Source organism: Streptomyces sp. NPDC001922 (assembly GCF_042891165.1).
In the GTDB taxonomy this organism is placed as follows: Bacteria; Actinomycetota; Actinomycetes; order Streptomycetales; family Streptomycetaceae; genus Streptomyces.
Genome location: NZ_JBIASV010000016.1, coordinates 22,564 through 47,736, shown reverse-complemented (window position 1 = coordinate 47,736; position 25,173 = coordinate 22,564). Strand labels below are relative to the sequence as shown.

Here is a 25,173-nt window from a genome sequence, read left to right as displayed (position 1 = left end):
GGCCGGGCGGGAACGGGGTGGTGCGGCGGATGGGGCCTGCGCCTAGGCTGGCCGCTCACGTGACTATGTGATGACACTGCTGCGGGGGAGGTTCCGGGTGAGCGGCGACGAGGGACGGCTGGCGATACCGCTGACCGAGCTCGAAGGCTTCGGCGGCCGGCTGCGGTCCATCAAGAGCCGGATGAACGCCACCAAGAAGATGTTCGCCTCCTACGAGGACGACATCGGCGACGACGGCGTCGTGGAGAAGATGGAGAGCTTCGAGGGGAACTGGGAGGACGGCCGCGGCGACATCGACAAGCAGCTCTCCGGACTGGCCGACATGGCCGACGCGGTGTACCGCGAAGTGACCAAAGTCGACCTGGACTTCGCGAAGAAACTTGAGAAGGGCAACAAGGGGCGATCTCCCCGAGACTAGGGCTCACGGATGTCGGGCTGGGCAGGGCGACAAGGTCCTGCACCGCGGTAGAGCGCTGCTCCGGGACGCAGGCGGCCTGCACGGACACACATACGCCATCGGCATCGACGCTCTCGTCGCGGCACTTGCGCTCCGCGCTCCGGCCCCCGTCGCCGTGGGGCCCGCCCAGCACACGCTCGACGCATACCGTGGCCCCCAAAGGACGGTGCGCAGCGCGAGCTTGTCGCAACCGATGTATTCGGCCAGACACCAGGAGCGGCACGACGGCTTCGCAGCGACCGGTGCATCATGGACGCGGACGCCCGACGGGACCTACGCGGAAGAGCGGACTGGTACGTGACACGCATCCTGGTCATCGGTGGCGGAATCGCCGGTACGGCGACCGCGCTGGCCCTGCACAAGGCGGGATTCGACGTCGCCGTGCACGAAGCACATCGTGACACGGCCGAGGACATCGGGGCGTTCCTGACCCTGGCGAGCAACGGAATGCGCGCACTGGCGCAGCTCGACGCCTCGGACGTGGTCACCGCGCTCGGCTTTCCGCTGCGCTCCATGCGGCTGCTCGACGACCGGGGCGGCGAAACGGCCCACGTACCGCTGGGAGAGGCCGACGACCCGCTCCTGCGGTACCGGTGCCTGCGCCGGGGCGAGTTGAACGCCGCCCTGCAGGCCGAGACCCTGCGCCGGGGCATCGGTCTGTCGCACGGCGCGCGGCTGGTGTCCGTGGAGAACGGCCCGGACGAGGTGACCGCGCGCTTCGCCGACGGCAGTGCCGCGACCGGCGATCTGCTCATCGGCGCGGACGGCCTGAACTCGACCGTCCGGCGGTCGATCGCGCCCGGCACCGAGCCCGTCCACGCGGGGCAGAGCGTCTTCTACGGCTACACCCGCGGCACCCCGGCGGCGGAGGGCACGGGGCACATCACCATGGTGCGGGGCAGCAGCACCGCCTTCGGTTACGCGGTCTCGCCGGACGGGGAGACGTACTGGTTCGCCCGCGTCGGCGGGGACGCCATCCCCGCCGGGGAACTCGCGCACCCCGCACCGTCCGCCTGGCGGGAGCGGCTCGTCGGGATGCTGCGCCGGGACGCCACCCCCACCGCGGACATCGTCGCGGCCTCCACCGACGACCTCATGGCCACCAACGCCACCGAGATTCCGCTCGGCACTCCCTGGCGCTCCGGACGGACGCTGATCATCGGGGATGCGGCGCATGCGGCCTCACCGGCGACGGGACAAGGGGCCTCGATGGCGCTGGAGGACGCCGTCGTCCTCGCCAAGTCCCTGCGGGACACGCCCGATCCCGACAGCGGGCTCTCGCTCTACGAGGCGTGCCGCCGCCCGCGGGTCGAGTACAACATCACCGCCAGCGGAGCGATCTCCCGCGGAACGCGCACCGCTTCGCGCCCCGGCGGGGCACCGGCACCCCAGCGTCCCGGCGACGACATGCTGGCCCAGCAGTTGGACTGGAACCTCGATCTGCGCACCGTCGTCTCGCCGGCCACGCGGACCGGATGATCCGTTTCCAGGTTCGGTGACCGCATGAGGCGAGCGGGCGGGGCCACGCCCGCGGCCCGGCAGCGGGCGGTCCGGGCCCGCGCTCACCGGAAGCAGCCGTTGCGCTCACCGGGAGCGGCCACAGCGCCGCGGCGATGACACCCGTCCGACGGCGACCCTCCGGCGGCCCGGCGCGACCGGACGAACCGGCGGCGCGGATCAGGCGTGCTGTGCCCCGCGTGCCAGCAGCATCAGGGCGTCGACGAGTTCCTCGGCGGGCAGGCCGGTGGCGAGGCTGCGCAGTTGCAGTCCGAAGACCAGCGCGACGGCGGTGCTCGCCAGGCGCTCGGCGTCCGGTACGCCGAGACCGGTGAGGATCCGGGCGGCCAGCTGGTCGTACGCGGCGAAGCACTGTGCGGCCGCGGTGCGCAGCCGCTCGTCGCGGCCGGCCTGGACGTAGAGCTCGAAGGGTGCGATGTACCTGCCGTCGGTCTGCGTGCACCCGGCGACCTGGCCGACCGTGGCGGAGGCCCGGTCGATGTCCATCCCTTCGGTCTCGCACTGGTCGGCGAGCTCGGTGAAGCGCCGGGTCTCCTCGGCCACGAAGTGCAGCAGGCTCTCCCGCAGCAGCTCGTGCTGGGTCGTGAAGTGGTAGGTGACCGAACCGAGCGAGACCTTGGCCTCCTCGGCGATCCGCCGGTTGGTGACCCCGGCGACGCCGTCCTCACCGATGATGCGCAGGACGGCGTCGATGATGCTCTGCCGGGTTCCGGAGGACTTGGACATGGCGGCCATTGTGCCACCGGTGCGGCGGCGGGACGGCGGGCGCCGAGGTCAGCGGGATGCACCCACCGCGAACGCCCCCGATCGCGCGGTGCGGGCGGACGCATGCGGCGGTTGACAGGGTCACCCCACCCTCCTACTGTTCGTTCGAACGAACAGTGTTCGAGAGGCTCGCACCATGCGCATCGCAGGATCCACCGTTCTCCTCACCGGGGCCGTCGGCGGCATCGGCCAGGCCCTTGCTCGCGACTTGGCTGCCAAGGGGGCCGAGCTGATCCTCTCCGGGCGCCGGGCCGAGCCCTTGGAGGCGCTCGGCGACGAACTCGGCGCCCGGGCGGTCACCGCCGATCTCGCCGACCCGGACCAGGTCGACCACCTCGCCCGGGCCGCCCGCGACGCGGACATCGTGATCGCCAATGCCGCGCTGCCCTCCACCGGCGATCTCCTCGACTACACGCCCGAGCAGATCGACCGTGCGCTGACGGTGAATCTGCGCGCCCCCGTCATGCTGGCCCGCGCGCTCGCGCCCCGGATGGTCGAGGCGGGCCGGGGCCACATCGTCCTCGTCGGCTCGATCTCCGGGAAGACGGCCACCAAGTACTCCTCGCTCTACAGCGCGGCCAAGTTCGGGCTGCGCGGCTTTGCGCTCTCCTTCCGCCAGGACCTGCACGGCACGGGGGTGGGGGTGTCGCTGGTCCAGCCCGGCGCCGTCCGCGACGTCGGTATGTTCGCCGCCACGGGCGCCACCCCGCCGCCCGGCGTGCGCATGGTCTCCCCGGACCAGGTGGTGGCGGGAGTGGTCCGGGCCGTCGAGCGCGATCTGTGCGAAGTCAATGTCGCGCCGGTGGAGTTGAAGGTGCTCAGCGCCCTCGCCGGGCAGTTCCCCGGCTTCGCGGAGAAGGCACAGCGCGGCTCCGGTGCCGAGCGCACCATCAACCAGGTCGCGGCGGCCCATCGGGACCGGCGGTAGCCGGCTGCCACCGGTTCCGCCGGAGGTCACCGGCGGCCGCGCCCTCGCGGCCGCCGGCTCCGGCCGGTTCGGGGGCCGACCGTGCGCTGCGCGGCGACCGGGCGGCAGGGGCTATGTTGCACCTGTGTACGACGTTCATCCGTAGCGGGAGTCGCCGTGGCCCTGCCCTGCACCGACGCGATCCAGCGGCTGGTCGACTCGCTCGCAGCCCGCATCCGGCATTCGGTCGCCGTGGACGACGAGCGCGGCCGCCTCATCGTGTGCAGCCGTCACTACGGGGACGAGGACCGGCTCCGTATCGGCGTGGTGCTGTCCCGGCGGCTGCCGGCCCCCGTTGCCGAGTACGTCAACGGCTTCGGCATCGCCACCTCCGCCACACCCCGGTCGATTCCCGCCCATCCGGGTCTCGGACTCAAGGAACGACGCTGCTATCCGATTCGTGACCACGGACGGCTGCTGGGCTACCTGTGGCTGATCGGCGCGCACGCCGAGCGCTTCGACGAGGTGGTGGGCGACTGCGTGGTCCAGCTGTCGGCGCGGCTTCGCGAGCGGTCGGTCCAGGTGAGCGAGGAGGAGCAGCGGCGCCGGGCGCTGGCGACCGACCTCCTGAACGGGGGCGAGGGCTCCGCTCGCGCCGCACGGGACCTGGCCGCCCAGGGGCTCGTCGGTGCGGAGGACGAGGTCGCGGTCGTCGTGGCCGGGGAGGCCACGGACCCCGAGACGGTCGCCGCGGTGATCGCGGAGGCCACCGGCGGCCGCGACGAGCCGCCGGTCCGGGTGCTCACGGCCGCGGTGCGGGGTCGCGGTGCGGTCCTCGTCACCGGCCGGCAGGAGGTCGGGCAGGCCGCTGCATGGTGGGCCGAGGAGGTGCGGCGGGGGGTGCGGCAGCGGGATGCGGAAGGCGGCGGTGTCGTCGTCGGTGTGAGCAACGCCGGCCGGCTCGACGCGGCTCCTGATCTGTTGCGCCAGGCAGTGCTGGCGGCGTTCGCCGCCACCGAGCTGCCGGAGCTTCCACCCGTGCTCTCCTGGCGGGACACCGGCGTCTACGGCCCGCTCATGCTCGCCGCGATGACCTCCCCGGAGCTGGTGGTACCGCCGCGGATCGCCGGTCTCGGCACCGTCGCACGCACCGACTCCCTGGCCCGCACCGCCGAGGTGTTCCTGGACGCCGCCGGGGACACCGCGGCCGCGTCCGAGCAGCTGAGGATTCACCGGACGACGCTCTACTACCGGCTGGCCCAGGTCGAGAACAGGACCGGGTGGGACCTGAAGAACGGCCGTGACCGGCTGACCCTGCATGTGGGGCTGAAGATGCAGCGCCTCCTCGACAGCGGCATCCCGGCTTTGCTACGGGGAGAGGAAGGGCGGCGGGAAAGTTCCTGACACGCGACGATGCCCGCGGGGGCCGGGCGGCCGGAGACTGCGCGGAACCCGGAGGACGGCCCCGGGTGAGGATCGATCGTGAAGGGACCTCGCATGACCTTCCCCACGGACCGACAGCACATCGCCGGCCATCTGAAGCTCGGCTCGGAGCTGCTCCACCTGTCCCGGCAGGACGTCGAAGACCTGCAACTGACGCGGGACACCCTGCTCGAGCTGACCCGCCGGGCCCTGGTCGAGCACGGACACCGCCGCTACGAGATGCCGGCCAAGATCGGTGTCCACCCGTACGACAACGTCTTCTTCCACGCCATGCCGGCCTACTTGCCGGGGCCGGGGATCGTGGGCGCGAAGTGGATCGCGTGCTACCCGGACAATCCGCGCAGGTTCGGCCTTCCGCAGACCACCGGGCTGCTCGTCCTCAACGATGAGGAATCCGGTGTGCCGCTGGCCGTCATGGACTCGGCGTGGCTGACCGCGATGCGCACCCCGGCGGTGACGGTTCTGGCCGCCGCGGCACTGCATCCCGGCGCCACCACGTTCGGGATGTTCGGCTGTGGCGTGCAGGGGAGGGAACACGTCCGCTACGCCGCCCTGGCGATGCCCGGGCTGGAGACGGTCCATGTCCACGACACCGACGAGGCCGCCGCGGATGCCCTGATCGCGCAACTGCAGCCCGAACTGGACGTGCGGATCGTCAAGGGTGAGTCGGCCGAGGCGGTCACCAAGAGCGCGGAAGTGCTGAGCTCGGCGACGGTCATCCTGCGGGAACCGCTCGCGGTGGTGAAGGACGAGTGGGTCACCGCCGGACAGACGATCCTCCCGTGCGACCTGAACACCTTCTGGGATCCCCGCACGGCCCGGCGCGCCGACAAGTACATCGTCGACAGCGTCGAGGAGCACGAGCTGTTCGCATCGATGGGGTACTTCCCCGACGGCCTGCCCGAGGTCGTCGCCGAGACCGGCGAGGTGCTGGCCGGGGTGAAGCCCGGCCGGGAGAGCCCCGACGAGATCATCGTCAACAGCAACATCGGCATGGCCGTCTGCGATGTCGCGATGGGGCACGCGATCCTGCACCGCGCGCTGGAGCGCGGGGTCGGGTCGCGGCTTCCCCTCTGACCTCCGGGCGGGCGGCGGATGCCGGGCCGTGTCCCGCGCGCGAGAGCCGGGGCCCGCAGGTCAGCGGTCGCGGCCGGTGCCGCTGAGCGGTGTGCCGGCGGCGTCGTCCGGGTGGCCGGGGCGGGCGGTGGCCCCGGTGTCCGGCGCGGGCTGCGGCGTCCGCCCGGCCGTGGGGTCCGTCGCCGCCCAGCTGCCCAGCAGGCGCAGGGCGTGTGCGGAGGGGGTGTCGGGTTCTGCGGTGTAGAGGTAGAGGGCCTGGTCCGGGTCGTCGGGCAGGGGGAGGGTCTCGTAGTCGAGGGCCAGCTCGCCGACGACGGGGTGCCGGTAGTGCTTGGTGCCGTGGGTGTACTGGAGAACGTCGTGGTCGGCCCACCACTGGCGGAAGTCCTCGTCGTGCACGGACAGCTCGCCGATCAGCTCGGTCAGGCGGGGGTCGTGCGGGTGGCGTCCCGCGTACAGGCGCAGGACGGCGACCGTGCCGCGGGCCGCGGTCTCCCAGTCGGCGAGCAGGTCACGGGCGGCGGGGTCGAGGAAGATGAACCGGGCGAGGTTGCGGTCGCGGTGCGGCAGCGCGTCGAAGTCGGTGTACAGGGCCTTGGCGAGGGGGTTGGCGGCCAGCACGTCCAGCCGGTGACCCATGATCATCGCGGGGATGTCGGACAGGGAGTCCAGGAGCCTCAGCAGTCCGGGCCGCACGCGCTGCGGCGGCACCGCACGGCGGCGGGCCGAGCCCGGCCGGGGGCAGGCCAGGTCGAACAGATGGGCGTGCTCGGCCGCGTCCAGGCGCAGCGCGCGGGCGATGGCGTCCAGGACCTGCGCGGAGGCGTTCGCGCTGCGCCCGCGCTCCAGCCGCACGTAGTAGTCGACGCTGATGCCGGCCAGCCGGGCCACCTCCTCGCGGCGCAGTCCCGGCACCCGGCGGCGGCCGGTGTCCGGGCCCAGGCCGGCCTCGTCGGGGCTGGTCCGGGCCCGGCGCGAGCGCAGGAAGTCGCGCAGCTCGAGGTTGGGCTCACGCCCCGCTGACGTGCTCATCCACTCAGGTTAGGCGGGCGCGTGCCACGGCGGCACGGCGGAAGGGGGGCCTGACAGGCCCCCCGTCCCGGCGCCCGGCGTGGTCCCCGTGATGGTCTGCTGAACGGAGCCCCCCGTTCGCATCTGCTCTTGAGAGGGATCAACCATGTCCAAGCCCCTGATCGTCATCACCGGCGCCAGCTCCGGCATCGGCGCGGCCACCGCCCGCCTCCTGTCGTCCCAGGGTCACCCGCTGCTGCTGCTCGCGCGCCGGCTGGAGAAGCTGGAGGAGCTCGGTCTGCCCGAGACCCTGTGCCGCAAGGTCGACGTCACCGACCGGGACGCCCTCCAGGCCGCGGTGCGCGAGGCCGAGGAGCGGTTCGGGCCGGCGGACGCGATCGTCAACAACGCCGGGGCGATGCTCCTGAGCCGGTTGGCGGACCAGGGTGCCGAGGAATGGGACCGGATGATCGACCTGAACATCAAGGGCGTGCTGTACGGCATCCGTGCCGTCCTTCCCGGCATGCTCGCCCGCGGCACGGGGACGATCATCAACGTCAGCTCCGTCGCCGGCCGCAAGACCTTCCCGAACCACACCGCCTATGTGGGCACCAAGTTCGCCGTCCACGCCATGTCGGAGAACCTGCGCGAGGAGGTCGCCTCCTCCGGCGTGCGCGTGGTGACCATCGCCCCCGGCGCCGTGGAGACCGAACTGCTCTCCCACACCGGCGACGAGCAGATCAAGCAGGACTACGAGGAGTGGAAGAAGTCCGCCGGGGGTGCCCTGGACAGCCGGTCCGTGGCCGAGGCCATCGCCTACGCCTACCACCAGCCGCAGAACGTCACCATCCGCGAGATCGTTCTCGCCGCCACCGGCCAGGAGGGCTGACCGGCGCGGCATCGCGGGGACGGCCGGCCCCGACGGGGCCGCTGTCCCTGTCCCCCGGCCGGAGCCGGGCTCCTCGGTCGCCGCCTCCCGCGTGGAGCCCGCCGCCCGAGCGGTGGTCCGCACGGGCCATGCCCTCTCCCTACGGCACGTGACGTTCCGGGGCCCGCGCGCCGGACGCCTCCCCTACGCCTCCCATCCTGTCGCATCCGGCCGTTCATGCGAGTTATCCACAGGGTGCGCGGAAATCCCGTAGACGCGGAAGACTTTCCGTAAGCGACGACCACTGGTGGAGGGGGAGGCCCATGACGGGCTCACTGGCTGTCCTGCGCGAGGGACACCGGGCGGACGCGGACCGGCTGTTGGCCCGCGCCGTCGAGGAGGAGGTGCGGCGCTCCGGCGGCCGCACGGACGGGGCGGTGCTGCTGGCCCGGGCCCGGGAGGCGCTGGACGGCATGGCGGCGTCGGCGGCCGAGGAGTACGCGGCGTATCTGCGGGAGTTGGACGAGGCCGGCGGTCAACGGCCGCCCGGCGAACGGCTCTCCCGCCGGGCGCTGGGCACCCCGGCCCTGGTGGCCGCGGTGGCGGCGGTGACGGCGTTCGGTGCGGACCTGGGATCGGGCACCACGGCCGGGACGGCGCTGACCGCCGGTGCGGCGGTGGCCGTCGCGGGCGGCGCGGCCGCGGTGCTGGGACTCTCGGCAGGGCACCGGCAGCCGGCCCGTCGGCAGGCGGGCCTGCGCGGAAGACCGGGCGGCGAGGAGCAGTTGCGCCTGCAGTGGCTGACGGCACTGGAGGTGCGGGGGATCCGGCCGTTCCTGGACCAGCAGCGGATGCTCGCCGCGGCCACACGGCGGGACACCGGGGGCGGGATTCCCGCCGCGCGGGGCCAGGGCGCCTCCGCCGGCCGGGGACCCCAGCTGCGCGGCGGCGACAAGAGCGCGGCAGCGCTCCGGCGGAACGTCCTCCAGCAGTCCTTCGGTCATCTCCCGGAGGAGGACGGCCCGTTCGCGGGACGCCGGACCCAGCTGCTGCAGATCGCGCAGTGGGTGCACGCGTCCCGGGCGAGCACGGAGACGGTGCCGACGGTGGTGGTGCTGCACGGGGCGCCGGGCTCCGGCCGGACCACCCTGGCGGTGCGGGCCGCGCACCATCTGCGCGACCAGTTCCGCGGCGCCTGCGTCGTGGACCTGCGCGGGGACAGCACCGAGGAGCCCCCGCTGCCCACCCGGGACGCCCTGCTGCATCTGCTCAACCGGCTGGGCGCGCCCCGCGAACAGCTGCTCTTCCGGGAGCGGTCCTCCCCGGAGCAGCAGGTCAAGCGGCTGAGCGAGCTGTACCACCAGCATGTGGCGGGGCTGCCCGTCACGGTCGTCCTCGACGACGCGTCCGATCCGGAGCAGGTGCGCGTGCTGCTGCCGGAGCGTTCGGACAGCCTGCTGCTGGTCACCGCCCGCACCCCGCTCGACCTGCCGCCGGAGTTCCCCGCCCGGGTCCATCAGCTGGCGGTGGAGCCGCTGGAGGCGGCCGGGGCCGAGGAGTTGCTGAAGGCGGTCGCGGAGCGGTCGGCGGGGCCGTACGACATGGCCGCGGGCGACCGGATCCGTGAGCTGTGCGGCGGGCTGCCGCTGGCGCTGCGGGTGGCCGGTTCCGCGCTGGGCGGGCGGACGCCGAGCGGTCTGGCGGACGACCTGGCGGGCTGCGCCGGGGCGGACCCGGTCGAGCGGGCGCTGCGCCTGCGCTACGCCGACCAGCCGGAGGCCGCGCGCAGGCTGCTGCGCCGGCTGTCCCTGGCGGGCCGGGCCAGCCTGGGCGCGGCGGCCGCCGCCGCGCTGCTCGCCACCGACGAGCAGGAGGCCGTGCGGCAGTTGACCGCGCTGTCCCGGGCCGGGCTGATCGAGCATGTGCGCGGCAGCCGCTACCGGCTGCACGACCTGGTGCGCCGCTTCGCCCACGCCCGGCTCGTCGGCGAGGAGGACCCGGCCGAGCGGTCGGCGGCCCAGGAGCGCCTGATCCGCAGCTACGCGGAGCTCGCGGACTCGGTGATCCGGCTGGTGGACGGCAGGACGTCGACCCGGGCGGACCTGGTGTCCCACGGCCCCGCGGGCTCGCACGGCTTCACCTCGCTCGACGCGGCGCTGCGCTGGCTGGACGACGAGTCGAGCTTCATCACGGCGGCTCTGCGGCACGCGGAGGACGTGGACCAGTCGGCGGTGCTGCACCTGCTCGGCGCGCTGTGCGACTACTGCCTGCTCCGCGGCGACCTCTACCGGCTCGGCGAGCTGAGCGACCTGACGAAGGCCGCCGACCGGGGGCTGCTGGTGCGGTCGGTGCAGTGGCGCACCGGTGTCGCGGCCCGCCAGCTCGGCGAGCTGGACAAGGCCCGCACGACCCTGTCGTCCGTGGTGGATCTGTACTTCGAGGCCCAGCACCCGTCCGGCGCGGCCCGCGCGCTGCGGGACCTCGGCATCACCCTGCACCACCAGGGCAATCTGCCGGAGGCAGCGGCGAAGCTCCGGGAAGCCCTGGACATGCAGACCGGCGAGGAGCTGAGTGGTGACCGGGCGTGGACGCTGCACGCCCTGGCGGCGGTGGAGCGCGACCGGGCTCATGTCGCGGAAGCCCTGGAGATGCTGCACACGGCGCTGGAGCTGCACCGGCGCAGCGAGAGCGTGCACGGTCAGGCGTGGGCGCACTTCCAGCTCGGCCAGGTCCATCTGCGGCTGGGCGCCGTCCCGGACGCCGAGCGGGAGCTGCGGCAGGCCCTCGAGGAGTACGGCAGCACCCGTGACGGCCGGGGCGAGGCCTGGGCGCTCACGGAGCTGGCGCGGGCCCGGCTGGTGGACGGCGACGCGGGCACCGCGGCGGACCAGCTTCGGCAGGCACTGTCGCGGCACGCGGACAACGAGGACGCCCGGGGCGAGGCGTGGACCCGCTACTACCTCGGCCAGGCCCTGGAGGAGCGGGGCGAGCACGACGAGGCGGTCCGGGAGCTGGAGCGGGCCCGCACGATGTTCAGCCGCATGCGGGACGCCTACGGGCTGGCCTGCGCCCGGCACCACTCCGGCCGGGTCACCCGTGACCAGCGCGCGGCCCGGACGGGGAGCCTGCTCAACAGCGGGTTCGCCCGGCAGCTCCTCCAGGACGCCCGGCAGGACTTCCACCGGGTGGGCGTCGCTCACGGCCAGGCCTGGTCGTGCCTCGAACTCGCGGTGATCGACGCGGGCAACGGCCGCTCCGCGCAGGCCCTGGACCTCACCGAGGAGGCGGGCCGGCTGTTCGTGGAGTACGGGGACCGGCGCGGTGAGGACTGGTCCCGCTTCCTGCGCTGCACGCTGCTGCCGCTGGCGTCGCCGGGCGGATCGGTGGTCGGCACGGCGGTGGCCCAGGAGGAGCTGGCCGAGCTGCTGCGGGACGCGCATCCGATGCGCGACGGGAAGCTGGAGGACTGCGCGGAGGCGTACGCGCTGATCCTGGAGCGCGGTGTCGAACCGGAGACCGGCTGGCAGGCATGGCGGCTCGGCATGGTTCCGAACCGCCACTCCCGGGAGGTGATGGGCGTGACCGTGGCAGCCGCTGGCCGGGAACCGGGGCCGGCGTAGCCCGACCACCGCCGGGCCGGACGCGCCGGCTCGGCGCCCGGTCCCGATGCCGCGGTCCCGATGCCAGGGCTCGACGGCCGGGCTCGACGGCCGGGCTGTCGGGCCTGGCATGAAGCGCAGGAGGCACGGGCCGGCGCCGGAGGCCGGGGCCGGCGGCGGTCTTGCGCAGCCCTGCCCACCGGTCCTCCGACCGGGCGGTGACCGGTCCTGCTCCGGCGCGCCCACCGCCCGACCGGCCGGCCGGTCCTGCTCCGGCCCGTCCCCCGACCCGCCGGTCAGTCCCGCTCCGGCACGTCCCCCGACCCGCCGGTCAGTCCTGCGTCGGCTTGCCCTTCGACCCGCCGGTCAGTCCTGCTTCGGCTTGCCCTTCGACCCGCCGGAGGAGGCGTCGGCCGTGCGCTCCGCCGAGGCGGCGCCGCCCGCGGCGGAGGCACCCGCGGCGGAGGCGGCGGGCGCCTCTTCGAAGTCGATCTTCGTGAACTGCTTGTTCATGCTCTTCATCAGCAGCCACACCGCTCCGCCGATGAGCGCGAAGACGATGAAGCCGAGGACGCCGGGCGTCACCTTTTTCTCGTCCAGCTCCTTGGCGAGCGGGACGAGATGCGTCATGGCGAGCTGAGTGGTCGCAGAGGTCATGCGCTCAATTCTCCCGGATGCCCGCGAAGAGGTCGTCCTCGGGGAGGGAGGTGTCCACGAGCGACTTCGCGAGCTCGTACTCCTCCGTGGGCCAGACCTCCTGCTGGAGCTCCATCGGCACGCGGAACCAGCCCCCGTCGGGGTCGATCTGCGTGGCGTGGGCGATCAGCGCCTTGTCGCGGATCGGGTAGAACTCGGCGCAGGGAACGTGCGTGGTCAGCGTCCGCTCGACCCGCTCGAACTCCTTCCAGCGCTTCAGCCACTCTCCGTACGGCGACTCCATGCCCCGGGCGAGAAGCGCCTCGTGCAGGGCGACGGTCCGCGGCCGGTTGAAGCCCTGGTTGTAGTAGAGCTTCAGCGGCTGCCACGGTTCCCCGGTCCCCGGGTACTTCTCCGGGTCCCCCGCGGCATCGAAGGCCACCATGGAGATCTTGTGGGTCATGATGTGATCGGGGTGCGGGTAGCCGCCGTTCTCGTCGTACGTGGTGACCACGTGCGGCTTGAACTCACGGATCAGCTTCACCAGCGCGCCCGCCGCCTCGTCGACGTCCTGGAGCGCGAAGCACCCGTCGGGCAGCGGCGGCAGCGGGTCCCCCTCCGGAAGCCCGGAGTCCACGTAACCCAGCCAGGACTGTTTGACGCCCAGGATCTGCCGGGCCTCGTCCATTTCCTTGGCCCGCACCTCGTGGATGTGTTCCTCGATGTAGGGGTCGCCCTGCAGCTTGGGATTGAGGATGGAGCCGCGCTCACCGCCCGTGCAGGTCGCGACCAGCACGTCCACCCCCTCGGACACGTACTTGGCCATGGTCGCCGCGCCCTTGCTCGACTCGTCGTCGGGGTGGGCGTGGACCGCCATCAATCGCAGTTGCTCGGTCAAGACTCGATCCTCGGATCCTGAAGTCATGGGTCGCAGCCCTCTCCCACGGTTGGCGAGGGCGCCTTCTATAGTGACCGAAACGACGGGCCGTAAATTCCGCGGTCCACATCGCGGGAGGAACGAACATGAGCGGCACGCGCGCAGAGCTGCCGGAGGGGCGGTACGGCCGCTCCGCCGACGCCCGCGCCGACCGCACCCTGAAGATCGTCGGCGCGGTGCTGGGCACGGCGCTGCTCGCGGTGATCGGCTGGTCGGGCTTCTCCTACATCGCGGGCGAGGCCGTCAGCGGCGAAGTGATCAAGTCCAAGGTCGTCACGGACTCGGCCGTCGAGGTCCACCTCGAGGTCCGTAAGGACACGCACACGGACGGTGTCTGCACGGTCCGCTCACTGGCCGAGGACGGCAGCGAGGTGGGCCGCAAGGACATCCGCTTCGAGGAGCGCCGGAGCCGCGTGGACAAGGTCGCGACCATCCGGACGACGGGGCGTGCCACGGCCACGGAACTGGTCGACTGCACGCCGTCCGCGACCTCCGGCTGACACCACGGGACCGCCCGGGCACCCTCCGTTCCGCCCCCTCCGCAGCGAGCGGGCGCGCGGGCTCGGAGCACCGGCCACCCACCCGGCCTGACCTGCATTGACGCGATTTTCACCGTTTCCTCCTCCCCCTTTTCCTAGGGAATTGTTAGGCTCGTGGTTTCGCCCACCGGTGAAGGCGCAACCCTCCGGGTAGGGCGTTGCTTTGTATCCCCAGTACCGACGAGGAGCACCTGTGACCCAGACCAGCGACAACGTCACCTGGCTGACCCAGGAGGCGTACGACCAGCTGAAGGCCGAGCTGGAGTACCTGTCGGGTCCCGCACGTACCGAGATCGCCACGAAGATCGCGGCGGCCCGGGAAGAGGGTGACCTGCGGGAGAACGGTGGGTACCACGCCGCCAAGGAGGAGCAGGGCAAGCAGGAGCTCCGGGTCCGCCAGCTGACCCAGCTGCTGGAGCACGCGAAGGTCGGAGAGGCCCCCGCCGCGACCGGCGTGGTCGCCCCCGGCACCGTCGTCACCATCGCCTTCGACGGCGACCCGGACGACACCCTCACCTTCCTGCTCGCCTCGCGCGAGTACGCCAGCTCGGACATCGAGACCTACTCCCCGCAGTCCCCGCTGGGCAGCGGCGTCCTCGACAAGAAGGTCGGCGACGACGCGGAGTACGAGCTGCCGAACGGCCGCAAGGCATCGGTGAAGATCCTCGAGGCCAAGCCGTACCAGGGCTGAGCGCGCTCGCGCCGCCCCGCGGACGGAAACGAGGCCCCCGGCGCCGGAGCGCCGGGGGCCTCGCCGTGTCCTGCGCCGTCGGCCCGGCCCGCCGCCGTACCGAATCCGTGGATCCGGGGCGGCGACGGCCCCGGCCCGTGAAACGGGTCCGGGGACCGGCCGGTCCCGACCGCTGCTGAGCGGTGTCAGGCCGTGGCCGAGCGGTACTGAGCGGTGTCAGGCCGTGGCCGAGCGGTACTTCCGGACGGCCAGGGTCCGGAAGACCACGATGATCAGGACCGACCAGAGTGCCGACGCGACCACCGGGTGCTGCATCGGCCAGGCGTCCGCCGCGTGGTAGTTCGCCGGGAGGTTGCCGAAGAGCTCACGGCAGGCCTGCACCGTGGCACTGAACGGGTTCCACTCGGCGATGTGCCGCAGGAAGCCCGGCATGTTCTCGGACGGCACGAAGGCGTTCGAGATGAACGTCAGCGGGAACAGCCAGATCAGACCGCCCGATGTCGCCGCCTCCGGGGTCCGCACGACCAGGCCGATCAGGGCGCCGATCCAGGAGAAGGCGTAGCCGAGCAGGAGCAGCAGGCCGAAGCCGGCGAGCGCACCGAGGATGCCGTCCTCGATCCGCCATCCGACGAGGAGCGCGACGATCGCCAGCACCACCAGGGTGAGCGCGGTCTGTACGAGGTCGGCCAGCGTCCGGCCGGTCAGTACGGCGCCCCGCGCCATGGGCAGCGACCGGAACCGGTCGATGAGGCCCTTCTGCATGTCGTCCGCGATGCCCGCGCCCGAACCGGCGGTGGCGAAGGTGACGGTCTGGGCGAAGATCCCGGCCATGAGGAAGGCGCGGTACTCCTCGGGTGAAACGGTGCCGGCGATCGCGATGGACCCGCCGAAGACATAGCTGAACAGCACCACGAACATGATCGGCTGAATGAGCCCGAAGATGACCACTTCCGGGATCCGGGCCATACGGATCAGGTTCCGCTTCGCCACCACCAGCGAGTCCCGGACGGACTGGCCGATGGCTCCGCCGGGCTGCGGCGCCGTGGCGCGGGGAGCCGTGTCGGTGACGGCGCTCACTGGTGTGCCTCCTGCTGCGTCGAGGTCTGCCGGGTGGCGGACGGCTGCGATGTGGACGGCTGGGTGGTGGACGGCTGGGTGGTGGACGACCGGGCCGTGGAGGACTGGGTTGCGGAGGACCGGGCCGCACCGGACCCGCCGGTTCCGTCCGGCGAGCCGCCGTCTCCGTCCTGCGCGGCGCCTCCGTCCCGCGCGGCGTCACCGTCCTCCGCCGCGTGGCCGGTCAGTGAGATGAACACGTCGTCGAGGGTCGGCCTGCGGAGACCGACGTCGTCGATCTCGACGCCCCGGGCGTCGAATTCGCGGATGACCTCCGCGAGCAGCTTGGCGCCGCCGGTGACCGGGACGGTGACCTTGCGGGTGTGCTCCTCCACGCCGACCTCGCCCTTGCCGAAGCCGCCGAGGATCTCGGCCGCGTCCCGGAGCTGGTCCCGGCGATGGGCGACGATCTCCACCCGCTCACCGCCGGTCCGGGCCTTGAGCTGGTCGGACGTGCCGCGCGCGATGACCCTGCCGTGGTCGACGACGCAGATGTCGTGGGCGAGGTGGTCGGCCTCCTCCAGGTACTGGGTGGTCAGCAGCAGGGTCGTGCCACCGGCCACCAGTTCCTGGATGACCTCCCACAGGGCCTGGCGGTTGCGCGGGTCGAGTCCGGTGGTCGGCTCGTCCATGAACATCACCGGCGGACTGATGACCAGCGCGGCCGCGAGGTCGAGACGGCGCCGCATGCCGCCGGAGTACGTCTTGGCGGGGCGGTCCCCGGCCTCGGCGAGGTTGAAGCGTTCGAGCAGCTCGCTCGCGCGGGCCTTCGCGGCGCGCGCGGACAGCTGGTAGAGCCTGCCGACCATCTGGAGGTTCTCACGGCCCGTGAGGTACTCGTCGACGGCGGCGAACTGGCCGGAGAGACCTATCGAGCGGCGGACGTCGTTGGGGCGCTCGAGGACGTCCACCCCGGCCACGAACGCCTTTCCGCTGTCGGGCCGCAGCAGGGTGGTGAGCACGCGCACGGCGGTCGTCTTGCCCGCCCCGTTCGGGCCGAGCAGGCCCAGCACGGTGCCCTCGGGGACATCGAGGTCGACGCCGTCCAGAGCCCTCACCTCACCGAAGGTCTTGACGAGACCCTCGGCGTAAATGGCACCTGGCATGAAGTTCTCCCACAGTCTTGGGTTGTTCAGCTTGGGTGGTTCAGCGGAGATCAGGGACATCGGAGACGACGGCGGCGCCGTTACGTATGCCGGTTCTGTCCCGATGCGAAGTCGGGTCGCACGTGGAGGAGCACGACTGTACAGCTAACGCGATATATCGCGTCAAGGGTTTTGCGGTCCCCGCATCCGCGGCCCTTCGCGGAAGCGAGCTGCATCCGGGCCCCTTTCCGCACCCCGCCCCGCGACCGCGATGCGTTGCGCCCGGAGGGGCGGGGCCCGTATGGAAACCGCGAGGACAGCGCGGCGGGGAGCACACCAGGCTCGGCGGCTCAGCCCTGCCAGCGGCTCAGCCCTGCCACGTCACGGCAGGGCACGGCAGTCCCTGCAGGGGCACGGCAGTCACAGCAGGGGCACGGCAGTCACGGCAGGGTCATGACCTGCGGCAACGCCTTGCGCGGCGTCACGTCATCACGATGTAGCCCGCCTTGCGCAGCGCGGCCCGCACCTCGACACAGTGCTCGGGCCCCCTCGTCTCCAACTGCAGTTCCACCTCGGCCTCCGTCAGCCGCAGCCGTGCATCGGTCCGGACGTGGCTCACGTCGAGCACATTGACGTCCCCCTGCGACAGCACTCCGAGCAGAGTGGCCAGCGCCCCCGGTCGGTCCGTCAGCCGCAGCCGCAGCGACAGGTACCGGCCCGCCGCCGCCATGCCGTGCCGCAGAATGCGCTGGAGCAGCAACGGGTCGACGTTCCCGCCGGACAGCACCCCGACCACCGGCCCGTCGAAGGAGTCCGGCTGCGACAGCAGCGCCGCCACCGGGCTCGCCCCGGCCGGCTCCACCACGAGCTTCGCCCGCTCCAGGCAGAGCAGCAGCGCGCTGGAGAGCTCGTCCTCGGAGACCGTACGAACCTCGTCCACGAGATCGCCAACGATTTTGAACGGCACGTCCCCCGGGCGTCCGACCTTGATGCCGTCGGCCATGGTCGCCATGGTCTCCAGCGACACCGGGCGCCCCGCCGCCAGCGAGGGCGGGTAGGCGGCGGCCCCCTCCGCCTGCACGCCCACCAGCCGCACGTCCGGCCGCAGCGCCTTCACGGCCACCGCCATCCCGGCCGCCAGCCCGCCGCCGCCGATGCCGACGACGATCGTCCGGACCTCGGGGCACTGCTCCAGGATCTCCAGCCCGACCGTGCCCTGACCCGCCACCACGTCCCGGTGGTCGAACGGGTGGATGAAGACCGCGCCGGTCGCCCGCGCGTGCTCCTGCGCCGCCTCCAGCGTCTCGTCGACGACATGGCCGTGCATCCGCACGTCGGCGCCGTACTCACGGGTCGCCGCGATCTTCGGCAGGGGGGCGCCCACCGGCATGAAGACCGTCGAGGCCACGCCCAGCAGGGAGGCGGCGAGGGCGACGCCCTGCGCGTGGTTCCCGGCACTTGCGGCCACCACGCCCGCCGCCCGCTCCTCGGCGCTCAGTCCGGCGATCCGCACATACGCACCGCGTACCTTGAAGGAGCCGGTCCGCTGGAGGTTCTCGCACTTCAGGTGGACCGGGTCACCCACCAGCTGGCTGAGATGCCGGCTGCCCTCCATGGCGGTCACCCGGGCCACCCCGGTGAGCATTTTGTGCGCCGCACGCACCTCGTCGACCGTGATCTCGGACAGATCGAGGGGCTCCGGGCGGGCACCCACCCCATGGTTTTCAGCCATGTGGCCAAGTTTCGCAGTTCCGGTCGGACCCGGCCGCCGGAGGACCCGTCCACCGGTTTGTCCCGTGCTGCTCCGGCCCGGGCCCGGGCCGCGTACCCTGTGCGCATCCACAGCCCGATTCCCACGAAGTGAGCTCAGGCCATGCCGACGACTCCGGACATGACGACTGCTCCGCCGCCCTCCGGCCAGGAGGGGCCTGCGGACAGCGGTCTCCTCGAAGCGCTGCAGCACCAGGTCGCCGTGTTCGCACGGCGCGCGGAGCAGACCAGGCTCGGCGGCGTCGGCCAGGTCCGCAATTCCATGGACCGTGCCGCCTACCTGCTGCTCAACCGCCTGGACCGGGAGGGTCCGATGGGGGTCAAGGCGCTCGCCGCGGGGATGGGCATCGACTCCTCGACGGTCACCCGGCAGGTCGCGCCGCTCGTGGACACCGGCCTGGTCAAGCGCACGTCGCACCCCGAGGACGGCCGGGCCGTCGTCCTCCAGCTCTCGCCGCGCGGCAAGGCCCGGCTGGACGAGGTCCGCTCCTCGCGGCGGCAGCTGATGGCCCTGGTCACGGAGGGCTGGACCGAGGAGGAGCGGGAGATCTTCTGCGCCCTGCTCACCCGCTTCAACGGCTCGCTCTCCGCCCGGCAGGCCGCGGCTCATCTGCCGCCCGCCGACCCGGAGGCCCCCGCCTCTTGACCGCGCGCACCGGCTGCCGTCCCATGGAGGCTCAGGAGGCGCGGTGCGAGAGCGGCGAGCAGCACAGGAGCGCCGCCGGGCCCGGGAATTCGAGGCGTTCGTCGCGGGTGCGGCCGGCCGGCTGCTGCATGCCGCCATGCTGCTCACCGGCGACCGGGACGCCGCCGAGCGCCTGCTGACGGCCGCGCTCGCGCGCACCTATGCGGGGTGGGACCGGCTGCACGGCGAGGATCCGTACGACCGCACGCGGCAGGAGCTCATCGGCCGCTTCGCCCATGGCGCCTGGCACCACCGACGGGTCCACGACGGCGTGCTCGGCGGGCTCACCCCGCGCGAACGCCTCGTGCTGGTGCTGCGGCTCTACGAGGGGGTGCCCGAGGAACAGACCGCCGCCCGGCTCGGCCTCCCCGTCGAGCGGGTCCGTGCCATCTGCCTGCGCTCGATGACCGCCCTGCGCAGCCGCGCCGCCTCCCCCGGCGGATCCGTTCCGCGCGGACCGGCCCCGCCCGGTCCGGCACCGCGCGGGGCCGCGCCACCCGGAGCCGCGCCGGGTGGTGCCACGCCGCTCGGAGCCCGGGCTCCGGGGGCCGGACCGCCCGGCGCGACGGCGGCATCGGCGGCCGCGGCGGACCGGCACCCCGACGGCGGCGCGCCCCCGGGGGTGTCGGCGCGATGAGCCTTCCCGACCGCAAGGAGGACGAGGTCCGCCGGATGCTCGAAGGGCCTCATCCCGCCGTGCCGCCGGACCTCGCGGCACGGGCCGTCCAGCGCGGACAGCGCATCCACGGCCGGCACCGGGCGGTACGGACCGCCGGGTGGGTCCTGCTGCTGGCGGCCGCCCTGGCCTTCGCGGTGTGGGCGGCCGTGGCGGAGCCATGGCTCGTGCCGCCGGCCGACACCACACCGCCGTTGGACGGCTGGTAGGCCCGTTGGAGGCCGGCCGGCCGTCGGCCCGAGAGCGGTGCTCCGGCCCGAGGAGGGGTGATCCGGCCCAAGGTGGGCGATCCGGCCCGAGGACGGTGATCCGGCCCGCCCCCGGATACGGCAAGCGGGCCCGTGCCGTCGTATGCACGAGCCCGCCGAGGCCCTCAGGAGCCGGCCCGGGGTGACCCCGCGCGGGGTCACCCCGGCAGGAATCGGCCCAGCAGGGACCGTCCCAGCGAGAGCCGGACCAGCAGGAACCGTCCCGGTACGGGGTCAGCCCAGGGCGCGGGTCAGGTCCGCCAGCTGGTCGTCGACCGCCTCGATGCCGACCGACAGCCGCACCAGGTCCGCCGGCACCTCCAGCGCCGAGCCCGCCACCGAGGCGTGCGTCATCCGGCCCGGGTGCTCGATCAGCGACTCCACGCCGCCGAGGGACTCGCCGAGGGTGAACAGCCGGGCCCGGTTGCAGACCTCGACCGCCGCCTCCTCGCCGCCCTCGACCCGGAACGACACCATGCCGCCGAAGCCGCGCATCTGCTTCGCGGCGACCTCGTGCCCGGGGTGGTCCGGCAGCCCCGGGTAGTAGACCTGGGTCACCTTGGGGTGGGAGACCAGCATCTCCGCGATGCGCCCGGCGTTCAGGCTGTGACGGTCCATCCGGACCGCGAGGGTCTTGATCCCGCGCAGCACCAGCCAGGAGTCGAAGGGCCCGGCGACGGCGCCCATCGCGTTCTGGTGGAAGGCGAGCTCCTCGCCGAGTGCGTCGTCGTTCACCACCAGGGCGCCGCCGACCACGTCGGAGTGCCCGCCCATGTACTTGGTCATGGAGTGCACGACGATGTCCGCACCGAGCGCGAGCGGCTGCTGGAGGTACGGGCTGGCGAAGGTGTTGTCGACGACGAGCCGCGCCCCGGCGGCGTGCGCCACCTCGGCGACGGCGGCGATGTCGGTGATGCCGAGGAGCGGGTTGCTGGGCGTCTCGACCCAGATGAGCTTCGTGCGGGGCGTGACCGCGGCCCGGACGGACGCCGCGTCGGAGGTGTCGGCCACCGACCACTCCACGCCCCAGCGCTCCACGACCTTCGCGAAGAGCCGGAACGTTCCGCCGTAGGCGTCGTTCGGGATGACCACGTGGTCGCCCGGCACCAGGAGCGCGCGCAGCAGGCAGTCCTCGGCGGCGAGCCCCGAGGCGAAGGCCAGCCCGCGCCGTCCGCTCTCCAGCGCGGCGAGGTTCTCCTCGAGCGCGGTACGGGTCGGGTTGGCGGAACGGCTGTACTCGTAGCCGCCCCGCAGCCCGCCGACCCCGTCCTGCTTGTACGTGGACACTTGGTAGATCGGCGGCACGACCGCGCCGGTGAGCGGGTCGGCCGTGTTGCCCGCATGGATGGCGCGGGTCTCGAAGCTCTGGTGTGCGTGCTGGTGCTCGTCACTCATGAGGCCCGAGAGTAGTACGCGCGGCCCGGGAACTCCTGGGCTCGTCCGACAGTACTTTTGGGGGACGGGCTCCGACGTCCGGGCACGGGCGGCGGCGCCGGGAGACCGGTGCGCGGTGGAGGCGGCGGCTCCGGTCCGTGGCCGGGGCGGACGCGACGGCCCGGGACCGGCGGACACGACGACTCGGGACCGTACGAACGGGCACGCGGCGGTCCGGGCCACACTGGTGCCCGGCATCCGAGACGACGACACGGCACGAGACGACACGGCAGAGGACACCTGGACACCTCATGGAGATTCTGATCATCCTGCTGGGCCTGACCATGATCGGCGGTGTTCTGATCCCGGCCCTGCGGCGCAGGCGCGACGGACGTCAGGCGTTCCACGCCCATGGCAGCGCCCTCGACCCCCGGCAGTACGGCTTCGTCAGCCCCGAGCAGCTCGACGTCCGGCTGCCGGGACCGGACCGGGAGCTGGCCGAGGTGCTGGCGGAGATCCGGCGCACCCAGGAGTGGCGCCCCGCCGCGCAGTTGCTCGCCGTGACGGACGACTGGGAGCTGCGCTGGCAGCGGGTCCAGACGCTGGCCGGAGCGGCGGCCGTGGAGCTGGCCGAGCTGCCCGGCGAGGGCGGCCGGTGGCTGCGGACCTGGCGCACCGAGTCCCCGAAGGAGGCGGGCGGCGCGGTGGTGCACGCCGAGTTCCTGGTCCGGCAGGCGCGCCAGTCCTCCGGCGGCGCCGGGTCGGACGAGTACCGGATCATCCTGGAGGAGGCGCGGTCGGTGGCCGAGGACGCGGCGCTGCTGGCCCCCGGCGACCCGACCCCGTACATCGTCCAGCTCGCGGTGGCCCGCGGACTCGGCTACCGGGAGGCCGACGTCGAGGAGCTGTGGAGCACGATCACCACGCGCGCCCCGCACCACATGGGCGCGCATCTGGCCGCCCTGCACCACTGGTGCGAGAAGTGGCACGGTTCGAAGGAGCTGGCCGACGCCTTCACGCACCGGGCCGCCGCCTCGGCCCCGGAGAAGAGCCTGCTGCCGGCGCTGCCGCTGTTCGCCGTCTTCGAGCACCTGCCCGAGGTGAACATGGTCCGCGGCCTGTACCAGAGCGCCGTGGTGACCCGGGCCGTCCAGGGCGCCCTGTTCGCCACCCGCTCGGTGCCCTCCGACCACCCCGTCCTGCCGCACGTCCGCCATCTGCTGGTCTGGTTCCTGGTCCGCGCGGAGCGCTACGCCGAGGCGATGGAGCAGCTGCGGCACGTGGACGGGCATGTGGGCGCGGTGCCCTGGTCCTACTCCCCCGACCCCGCGGCGGAGTACACGGCGTACCGGGCGCTGGCGGTCAACGGCTGGGAACAGTCGGGCGGCACCCCGGCGACGCTGCCGCGCTGACGGGCGGGCAGCCTCCGCACCGACAGGACGGGGGCCGGTGCGGGCTCCCGCCCCGATGGAGCCTCGGCCGGTGGCCTGCACACGAACGACGGACGACGGACGACGGCTTACGGACGACGGCTTACGGAGCGGTGACGGCCCGCGGCGGCCGGCCAGGAATCCCCGGGCCCCCGCATACGTTGTCCGTACGGACATCACGCCGAGAGGACCCTCATGTTCCTGCACAGCCACCGGCCCCAGCTCCCCACCCCGGAAGAGGCACTGCGCGGCCGTGACACCCCCGAGTTCTCGGTGCCGGACCGGCACACCGTCCTCGGCAACCCGCTGCTCGGCCCGTACCCGGAGGGCCTGGAGGTCGCCGACTTCGGGCTGGGCTGCTTCTGGGGAGCGGAGCGGAAGTTCTGGCAGACCCCCGGCGTCTGGACCACGCTCGTCGGCTACCAGGGCGGGTACACCCCGAACCCGGCGTACGAAGAGGTGTGCAGCGGCCTCACCGGGCACACCGAGGCGGTCCGGGTGGTCTTCGACCCGGCGGTCGTCTCCTACGCGGAGCTGCTGAAGCTCTTCTGGGAGTCCCACGACCCGACCCAGGGCTTCCGCCAGGGCAACGACGTCGGCACCCAGTACCGCTCGGCGATCTACACGCACTCCCCCGAGCAGCAGTCCGCCGCCGAGGCCTCCCGCGACGCCTACCAGCAGGTGCTGACGCAGGCGAACCACTCCGCGATCACCACGGAGATCCTCCCGGCGGAGGGCCGCCCGTTCCATCCGGCGGAGCCCTATCACCAGCAGTACCTGGACAAGAACCCGAACGGGTACTGCGGGATCGGGGGGACGGGCGTGAGCTGCCCGGTCGGTGTGGTGAAGGCCGACGGCTGAGGTTCGCAGCCGGACGGCATCGCCCCCGGTGAGGCCGGGCATCGCTCAGGCGCGCGGGGCAGCAACCGGTGCCGGACGGGTCACTCGGGGGCCTTGCCGGTCTCGGCAGCGCTGTTCCCGGCAGAACTGTCCCCGGCAGTGTTGTTCCCGGCAGGCGGGGACGGGTACGAACTCGGCGCGGTCACGCTGTCGGCAGGGTTGGCGCACCCGGGAACGCTGCCTTCGGGGCTGCAGTTGTCCGGGGTGTTGCGGACGACTGCGTTGCCCGTGAGGGTGACCTGAGCGGAGGTCCCGCTGAAGACACCGCCACCAGCGGTGATCGCGGTGTTGCGGGTGACCAGGCTGCGCGTCAGCGTGGCTGTGCTGAACTCGTTCGACAGGCCCGCGCCCGACACGGCGATGTTGTTCCTGACGGTGGTCGACGTGAGCTGCAGGGTGGCGCCGAACTGGTTGATGCCGCCCCCGTGAATCGCCGTGTTGCCGCTGACCGTTACGGAGTCCAGGGACGCGGTACTCCTGACGTTCTCCAGACCACCGCCGTTGTCGTTGTGTGCCCGGTTGCCGAGCAGCGCCCCGCCCTTCATCGTCATCGTGCCGGGACGGTCGAGGATGCTGTTGCGTCCGTTGGCGATTCCGCCGCCGTTACGGACGGCGGTGTTGTGCGCGATGGTGGTGCGGTCCAGACGGAACTGCCCGCCCAGGTTGTAGACGCCGCCGCCCGTACCGGCACGATTGCCCTTGATGATCACGTCGGCCAGGTTCAGGGTGCCGCTGTTCCAGATGGCGCCGCCGGCGGAGTGGGGCACGCTTCCGCCGCTGACCTCGAGCGACTTCAGGGAGAGTTCCCCGCCGTTCGCCACGTGAAAGATGCGGAAGTCCGACGTCGCGCCGGGGGCGCGTCGAACGGTGGTGTCGCGGCCGGAGACGGTCACGTTCCCGGTGATCTCCGGGAGCCCGTCGTCGGGATGGTCGGGTGCGGTCAGGGTGTAGGTGCAGTGGGCCGCGAGGGTGATGCGACCGCCGCTGGTGTTGGCCTGGTTGATGGCCGTCTTCAGGGCTGCGATGTCGTTGCACCGCACATGGGTCTCTCCTGCGGCACCGGCCGGTCCGGCCGGCAGGACGGCGATGGACAGTCCCACCCCCAGCGCGGCGGTCAGGGCGCCGGACCGTGCCAAGCTCTTCATCGCTGCACCCTTCGCCGTGCTGGAGAGGAAAAGGCCGGTCTCACCGGCAGCCGATGGCCGGGCCGCCGACCGACCGTCCGGTGACCATGCCGTTTCGTTCTTAACCGCCGGACGTACCGGCCTCACCCGGCGTACCGCCGAACGGCCCCGGTTCCCACGCCTCCGGTCCGGCGCCCCCGGCCCTCACCTCGGCCCAGCAGCCCAGGGGCCGGACGCGTCACGGCGGGAGGCGCGAACCGGCAGTGCGGTGGTGGCGGGGCCCGCAGCTCCAGCCGAACCCGGCATCGAGCGGCCCA

General features: G+C 72.8%; 23 protein-coding genes and 1 pseudogene. 15 read left to right on the top strand and 9 right to left on the bottom strand.

The window, feature by feature from the left end; translation table 11 throughout:
• Positions 1–97: 97 nt before the first annotated feature.
• The 3 genes and pseudogenes from ACFYYR_RS27180 (at position 98) to ACFYYR_RS27170 (ending at position 1,936) form a co-directional block, all read left to right on the top strand.
• Positions 98–418, top strand: a complete 321-nt coding sequence (locus ACFYYR_RS27180; RefSeq protein ID WP_388858879.1) for a hypothetical protein — start codon at positions 98–100, stop codon at positions 416–418.
• A 52-nt stretch (positions 419–470) separates the two neighbouring features.
• A pseudogene (locus tag ACFYYR_RS27175) lies at positions 471–575 on the top strand (DNA-binding protein); the annotation flags it as partial.
• 179 nt (positions 576–754) lie between these two features.
• Positions 755–1,936 carry an FAD-dependent oxidoreductase gene (locus ACFYYR_RS27170; RefSeq protein ID WP_388858876.1) on the top strand — a complete coding sequence of 394 codons (1,182 nt, stop codon included), beginning with the start codon at positions 755–757 and terminating at the stop codon, positions 1,934–1,936.
• A 198-nt stretch (positions 1,937–2,134) separates the two neighbouring features.
• On the opposite strand, the gene ACFYYR_RS27165 is transcribed toward ACFYYR_RS27170, so the two are convergent.
• Positions 2,135–2,701 (bottom strand): TetR/AcrR family transcriptional regulator, encoded by a 567-nt coding sequence (locus tag ACFYYR_RS27165; RefSeq protein WP_388858873.1) that lies wholly within the window; start codon positions 2,699–2,701, stop codon positions 2,135–2,137.
• Positions 2,702–2,876: 175 nt separating this feature from the next.
• Between ACFYYR_RS27165 and ACFYYR_RS27160 the strand changes: the two genes are divergently transcribed.
• The 3 genes from ACFYYR_RS27160 (at position 2,877) to ACFYYR_RS27150 (ending at position 6,167) form a co-directional block, all read left to right on the top strand.
• Positions 2,877–3,668 carry an SDR family NAD(P)-dependent oxidoreductase gene (locus tag ACFYYR_RS27160; RefSeq protein ID WP_388858870.1) on the top strand — a complete coding sequence of 264 codons (792 nt, stop codon included), beginning with the start codon at positions 2,877–2,879 and terminating at the stop codon, positions 3,666–3,668.
• Between the two features lie 156 nt (positions 3,669–3,824).
• Positions 3,825–5,051: a PucR family transcriptional regulator gene (locus ACFYYR_RS27155; RefSeq protein WP_388858867.1), complete on the top strand. Its 1,227-nt coding sequence runs from the start codon at positions 3,825–3,827 to the stop codon at positions 5,049–5,051.
• 93 nt (positions 5,052–5,144) lie between these two features.
• Positions 5,145–6,167, top strand: coding sequence for an ornithine cyclodeaminase family protein (locus ACFYYR_RS27150; RefSeq protein WP_388858864.1), 1,023 nt, complete (start codon positions 5,145–5,147; stop codon positions 6,165–6,167).
• Positions 6,168–6,227: 60 nt separating this feature from the next.
• Here ACFYYR_RS27150 and ACFYYR_RS27145 read toward each other — a convergent pair whose 3' ends face one another.
• Positions 6,228–7,199, bottom strand: coding sequence for a helix-turn-helix domain-containing protein (locus tag ACFYYR_RS27145; protein WP_388858861.1), 972 nt, complete (start codon positions 7,197–7,199; stop codon positions 6,228–6,230).
• A gap of 145 nt (positions 7,200–7,344) precedes the next feature.
• Here ACFYYR_RS27145 and ACFYYR_RS27140 point away from each other — a divergent pair, with 145 nt between their 5' ends.
• Positions 7,345–8,067, top strand: coding sequence for an SDR family oxidoreductase (locus tag ACFYYR_RS27140; RefSeq protein WP_388858858.1), 723 nt, complete (start codon positions 7,345–7,347; stop codon positions 8,065–8,067).
• Positions 8,068–8,369: 302 nt separating this feature from the next.
• Positions 8,370–11,666, top strand: a complete 3,297-nt coding sequence (locus tag ACFYYR_RS27135) for a tetratricopeptide repeat protein (RefSeq protein WP_388858855.1) — start codon at positions 8,370–8,372, stop codon at positions 11,664–11,666.
• A gap of 345 nt (positions 11,667–12,011) precedes the next feature.
• Here ACFYYR_RS27135 and ACFYYR_RS27130 read toward each other — a convergent pair whose 3' ends face one another.
• On the bottom strand, positions 12,012–12,302 hold the full coding sequence (locus ACFYYR_RS27130; RefSeq protein ID WP_388858852.1) for a hypothetical protein: 291 nt from the start codon (positions 12,300–12,302) through the stop codon (positions 12,012–12,014).
• Between the two features lie 4 nt (positions 12,303–12,306).
• Positions 12,307–13,179: a mycothiol conjugate amidase Mca gene (gene mca, locus ACFYYR_RS27125; RefSeq protein WP_388858849.1), complete on the bottom strand. Its 873-nt coding sequence runs from the start codon at positions 13,177–13,179 to the stop codon at positions 12,307–12,309.
• A gap of 125 nt (positions 13,180–13,304) precedes the next feature.
• On the opposite strand from mca, the gene ACFYYR_RS27120 reads away from it, so the two are divergent.
• On the top strand, positions 13,305–13,718 hold the full coding sequence (locus ACFYYR_RS27120; RefSeq protein WP_388858846.1) for a DUF4307 domain-containing protein: 414 nt from the start codon (positions 13,305–13,307) through the stop codon (positions 13,716–13,718).
• A gap of 232 nt (positions 13,719–13,950) precedes the next feature.
• Positions 13,951–14,448 (top strand): transcription elongation factor GreA, encoded by a 498-nt coding sequence (gene greA, locus ACFYYR_RS27115; protein ID WP_351515510.1) that lies wholly within the window; start codon positions 13,951–13,953, stop codon positions 14,446–14,448.
• 216 nt (positions 14,449–14,664) lie between these two features.
• On the opposite strand, the gene ACFYYR_RS27110 is transcribed toward greA, so the two are convergent.
• The 3 genes from ACFYYR_RS27110 to ilvA form a co-directional block, all read right to left on the bottom strand.
• Positions 14,665–15,525, bottom strand: coding sequence for an ABC transporter permease (locus ACFYYR_RS27110; protein WP_388858843.1), 861 nt, complete (start codon positions 15,523–15,525; stop codon positions 14,665–14,667).
• On the bottom strand, positions 15,522–16,670 hold the full coding sequence (locus ACFYYR_RS27105; protein WP_388858840.1) for an ATP-binding cassette domain-containing protein: 1,149 nt from the start codon (positions 16,668–16,670) through the stop codon (positions 15,522–15,524). Before ACFYYR_RS27105 ends, ACFYYR_RS27110 begins: the two co-directional genes overlap by 4 nt.
• A 460-nt stretch (positions 16,671–17,130) precedes the next feature.
• A complete protein-coding gene (gene ilvA / locus ACFYYR_RS27100) occupies positions 17,131–18,381 on the bottom strand; it encodes a threonine ammonia-lyase (RefSeq protein ID WP_388858837.1) in 1,251 nt (416 codons plus the stop codon).
• A 159-nt stretch (positions 18,382–18,540) separates the two neighbouring features.
• On the opposite strand from ilvA, the gene ACFYYR_RS27095 reads away from it, so the two are divergent.
• The 3 genes from ACFYYR_RS27095 to ACFYYR_RS27085 are packed head-to-tail and all read left to right on the top strand — an operon-like array spanning position 18,541 to position 19,989.
• On the top strand, positions 18,541–19,065 hold the full coding sequence (locus tag ACFYYR_RS27095) for a MarR family winged helix-turn-helix transcriptional regulator (protein WP_388859333.1): 525 nt from the start codon (positions 18,541–18,543) through the stop codon (positions 19,063–19,065).
• A 43-nt stretch (positions 19,066–19,108) separates the two neighbouring features.
• Positions 19,109–19,741: a sigma factor-like helix-turn-helix DNA-binding protein gene (locus ACFYYR_RS27090; protein ID WP_388858834.1), complete on the top strand. Its 633-nt coding sequence runs from the start codon at positions 19,109–19,111 to the stop codon at positions 19,739–19,741.
• Complete coding sequence (locus ACFYYR_RS27085; protein WP_388858831.1) at positions 19,738–19,989, top strand: hypothetical protein; 252 nt, start codon at positions 19,738–19,740, stop codon at positions 19,987–19,989. The genes ACFYYR_RS27090 and ACFYYR_RS27085 overlap by 4 nt, the downstream gene beginning before the upstream one ends.
• A gap of 273 nt (positions 19,990–20,262) precedes the next feature.
• Here ACFYYR_RS27085 and ACFYYR_RS27080 read toward each other — a convergent pair whose 3' ends face one another.
• Positions 20,263–21,423, bottom strand: coding sequence for a cystathionine gamma-synthase (locus ACFYYR_RS27080; protein WP_388858828.1), 1,161 nt, complete (start codon positions 21,421–21,423; stop codon positions 20,263–20,265).
• Positions 21,424–21,713: 290 nt separating this feature from the next.
• On the opposite strand from ACFYYR_RS27080, the gene ACFYYR_RS27075 reads away from it, so the two are divergent.
• Together ACFYYR_RS27075 and msrA are read left to right on the top strand one after the other, a co-directional pair.
• Positions 21,714–22,814, top strand: a complete 1,101-nt coding sequence (locus tag ACFYYR_RS27075) for a hypothetical protein (protein ID WP_388858825.1) — start codon at positions 21,714–21,716, stop codon at positions 22,812–22,814.
• Positions 22,815–23,027: 213 nt separating this feature from the next.
• A complete protein-coding gene (gene msrA / locus ACFYYR_RS27070) occupies positions 23,028–23,693 on the top strand; it encodes a peptide-methionine (S)-S-oxide reductase MsrA (protein WP_388858822.1) in 666 nt (221 codons plus the stop codon).
• Positions 23,694–23,773: 80 nt separating this feature from the next.
• On the opposite strand, the gene ACFYYR_RS27065 is transcribed toward msrA, so the two are convergent.
• Positions 23,774–24,877 (bottom strand): hypothetical protein, encoded by a 1,104-nt coding sequence (locus ACFYYR_RS27065; protein ID WP_388858819.1) that lies wholly within the window; start codon positions 24,875–24,877, stop codon positions 23,774–23,776.
• Between the last annotated feature and the right edge of the window lie 296 nt (positions 24,878–25,173).

What these genes read in the sequence shown, in the direction of transcription:
- ACFYYR_RS27165 (WP_388858873.1), bottom strand. Translation starts at nt 2,701, where the DNA reads ATGTCCAAGTCCTCCGGAACCCGGCAGAGCATCATCGACGCCGTCCTG.
- ACFYYR_RS27085 (WP_388858831.1), top strand. Translation starts at nt 19,738, where the DNA reads ATGAGCCTTCCCGACCGCAAGGAGGACGAGGTCCGCCGGATGCTCGAA.
- ACFYYR_RS27145 (WP_388858861.1), bottom strand. Translation starts at nt 7,199, where the DNA reads ATGAGCACGTCAGCGGGGCGTGAGCCCAACCTCGAGCTGCGCGACTTC.
- ACFYYR_RS27160 (WP_388858870.1), top strand. Translation starts at nt 2,877, where the DNA reads ATGCGCATCGCAGGATCCACCGTTCTCCTCACCGGGGCCGTCGGCGGC.
- ACFYYR_RS27080 (WP_388858828.1), bottom strand. Translation starts at nt 21,423, where the DNA reads ATGAGTGACGAGCACCAGCACGCACACCAGAGCTTCGAGACCCGCGCC.
- ACFYYR_RS27075 (WP_388858825.1), top strand. Translation starts at nt 21,714, where the DNA reads ATGGAGATTCTGATCATCCTGCTGGGCCTGACCATGATCGGCGGTGTT.
- ACFYYR_RS27140 (WP_388858858.1), top strand. Translation starts at nt 7,345, where the DNA reads ATGTCCAAGCCCCTGATCGTCATCACCGGCGCCAGCTCCGGCATCGGC.
- ACFYYR_RS27130 (WP_388858852.1), bottom strand. Translation starts at nt 12,302, where the DNA reads ATGACCTCTGCGACCACTCAGCTCGCCATGACGCATCTCGTCCCGCTC.
- ACFYYR_RS27095 (WP_388859333.1), top strand. Translation starts at nt 18,541, where the DNA reads ATGACGACTGCTCCGCCGCCCTCCGGCCAGGAGGGGCCTGCGGACAGC.
- msrA (WP_388858822.1), top strand. Translation starts at nt 23,028, where the DNA reads ATGTTCCTGCACAGCCACCGGCCCCAGCTCCCCACCCCGGAAGAGGCA.
- ACFYYR_RS27105 (WP_388858840.1), bottom strand. Translation starts at nt 16,670, where the DNA reads ATGCCAGGTGCCATTTACGCCGAGGGTCTCGTCAAGACCTTCGGTGAG.
- ACFYYR_RS27135 (WP_388858855.1), top strand. Translation starts at nt 8,370, where the DNA reads ATGACGGGCTCACTGGCTGTCCTGCGCGAGGGACACCGGGCGGACGCG.
- ACFYYR_RS27120 (WP_388858846.1), top strand. Translation starts at nt 13,305, where the DNA reads ATGAGCGGCACGCGCGCAGAGCTGCCGGAGGGGCGGTACGGCCGCTCC.
- ACFYYR_RS27150 (WP_388858864.1), top strand. Translation starts at nt 5,145, where the DNA reads ATGACCTTCCCCACGGACCGACAGCACATCGCCGGCCATCTGAAGCTC.
- ACFYYR_RS27065 (WP_388858819.1), bottom strand. Translation starts at nt 24,877, where the DNA reads ATGAAGAGCTTGGCACGGTCCGGCGCCCTGACCGCCGCGCTGGGGGTG.
- ilvA (WP_388858837.1), bottom strand. Translation starts at nt 18,381, where the DNA reads ATGGCTGAAAACCATGGGGTGGGTGCCCGCCCGGAGCCCCTCGATCTG.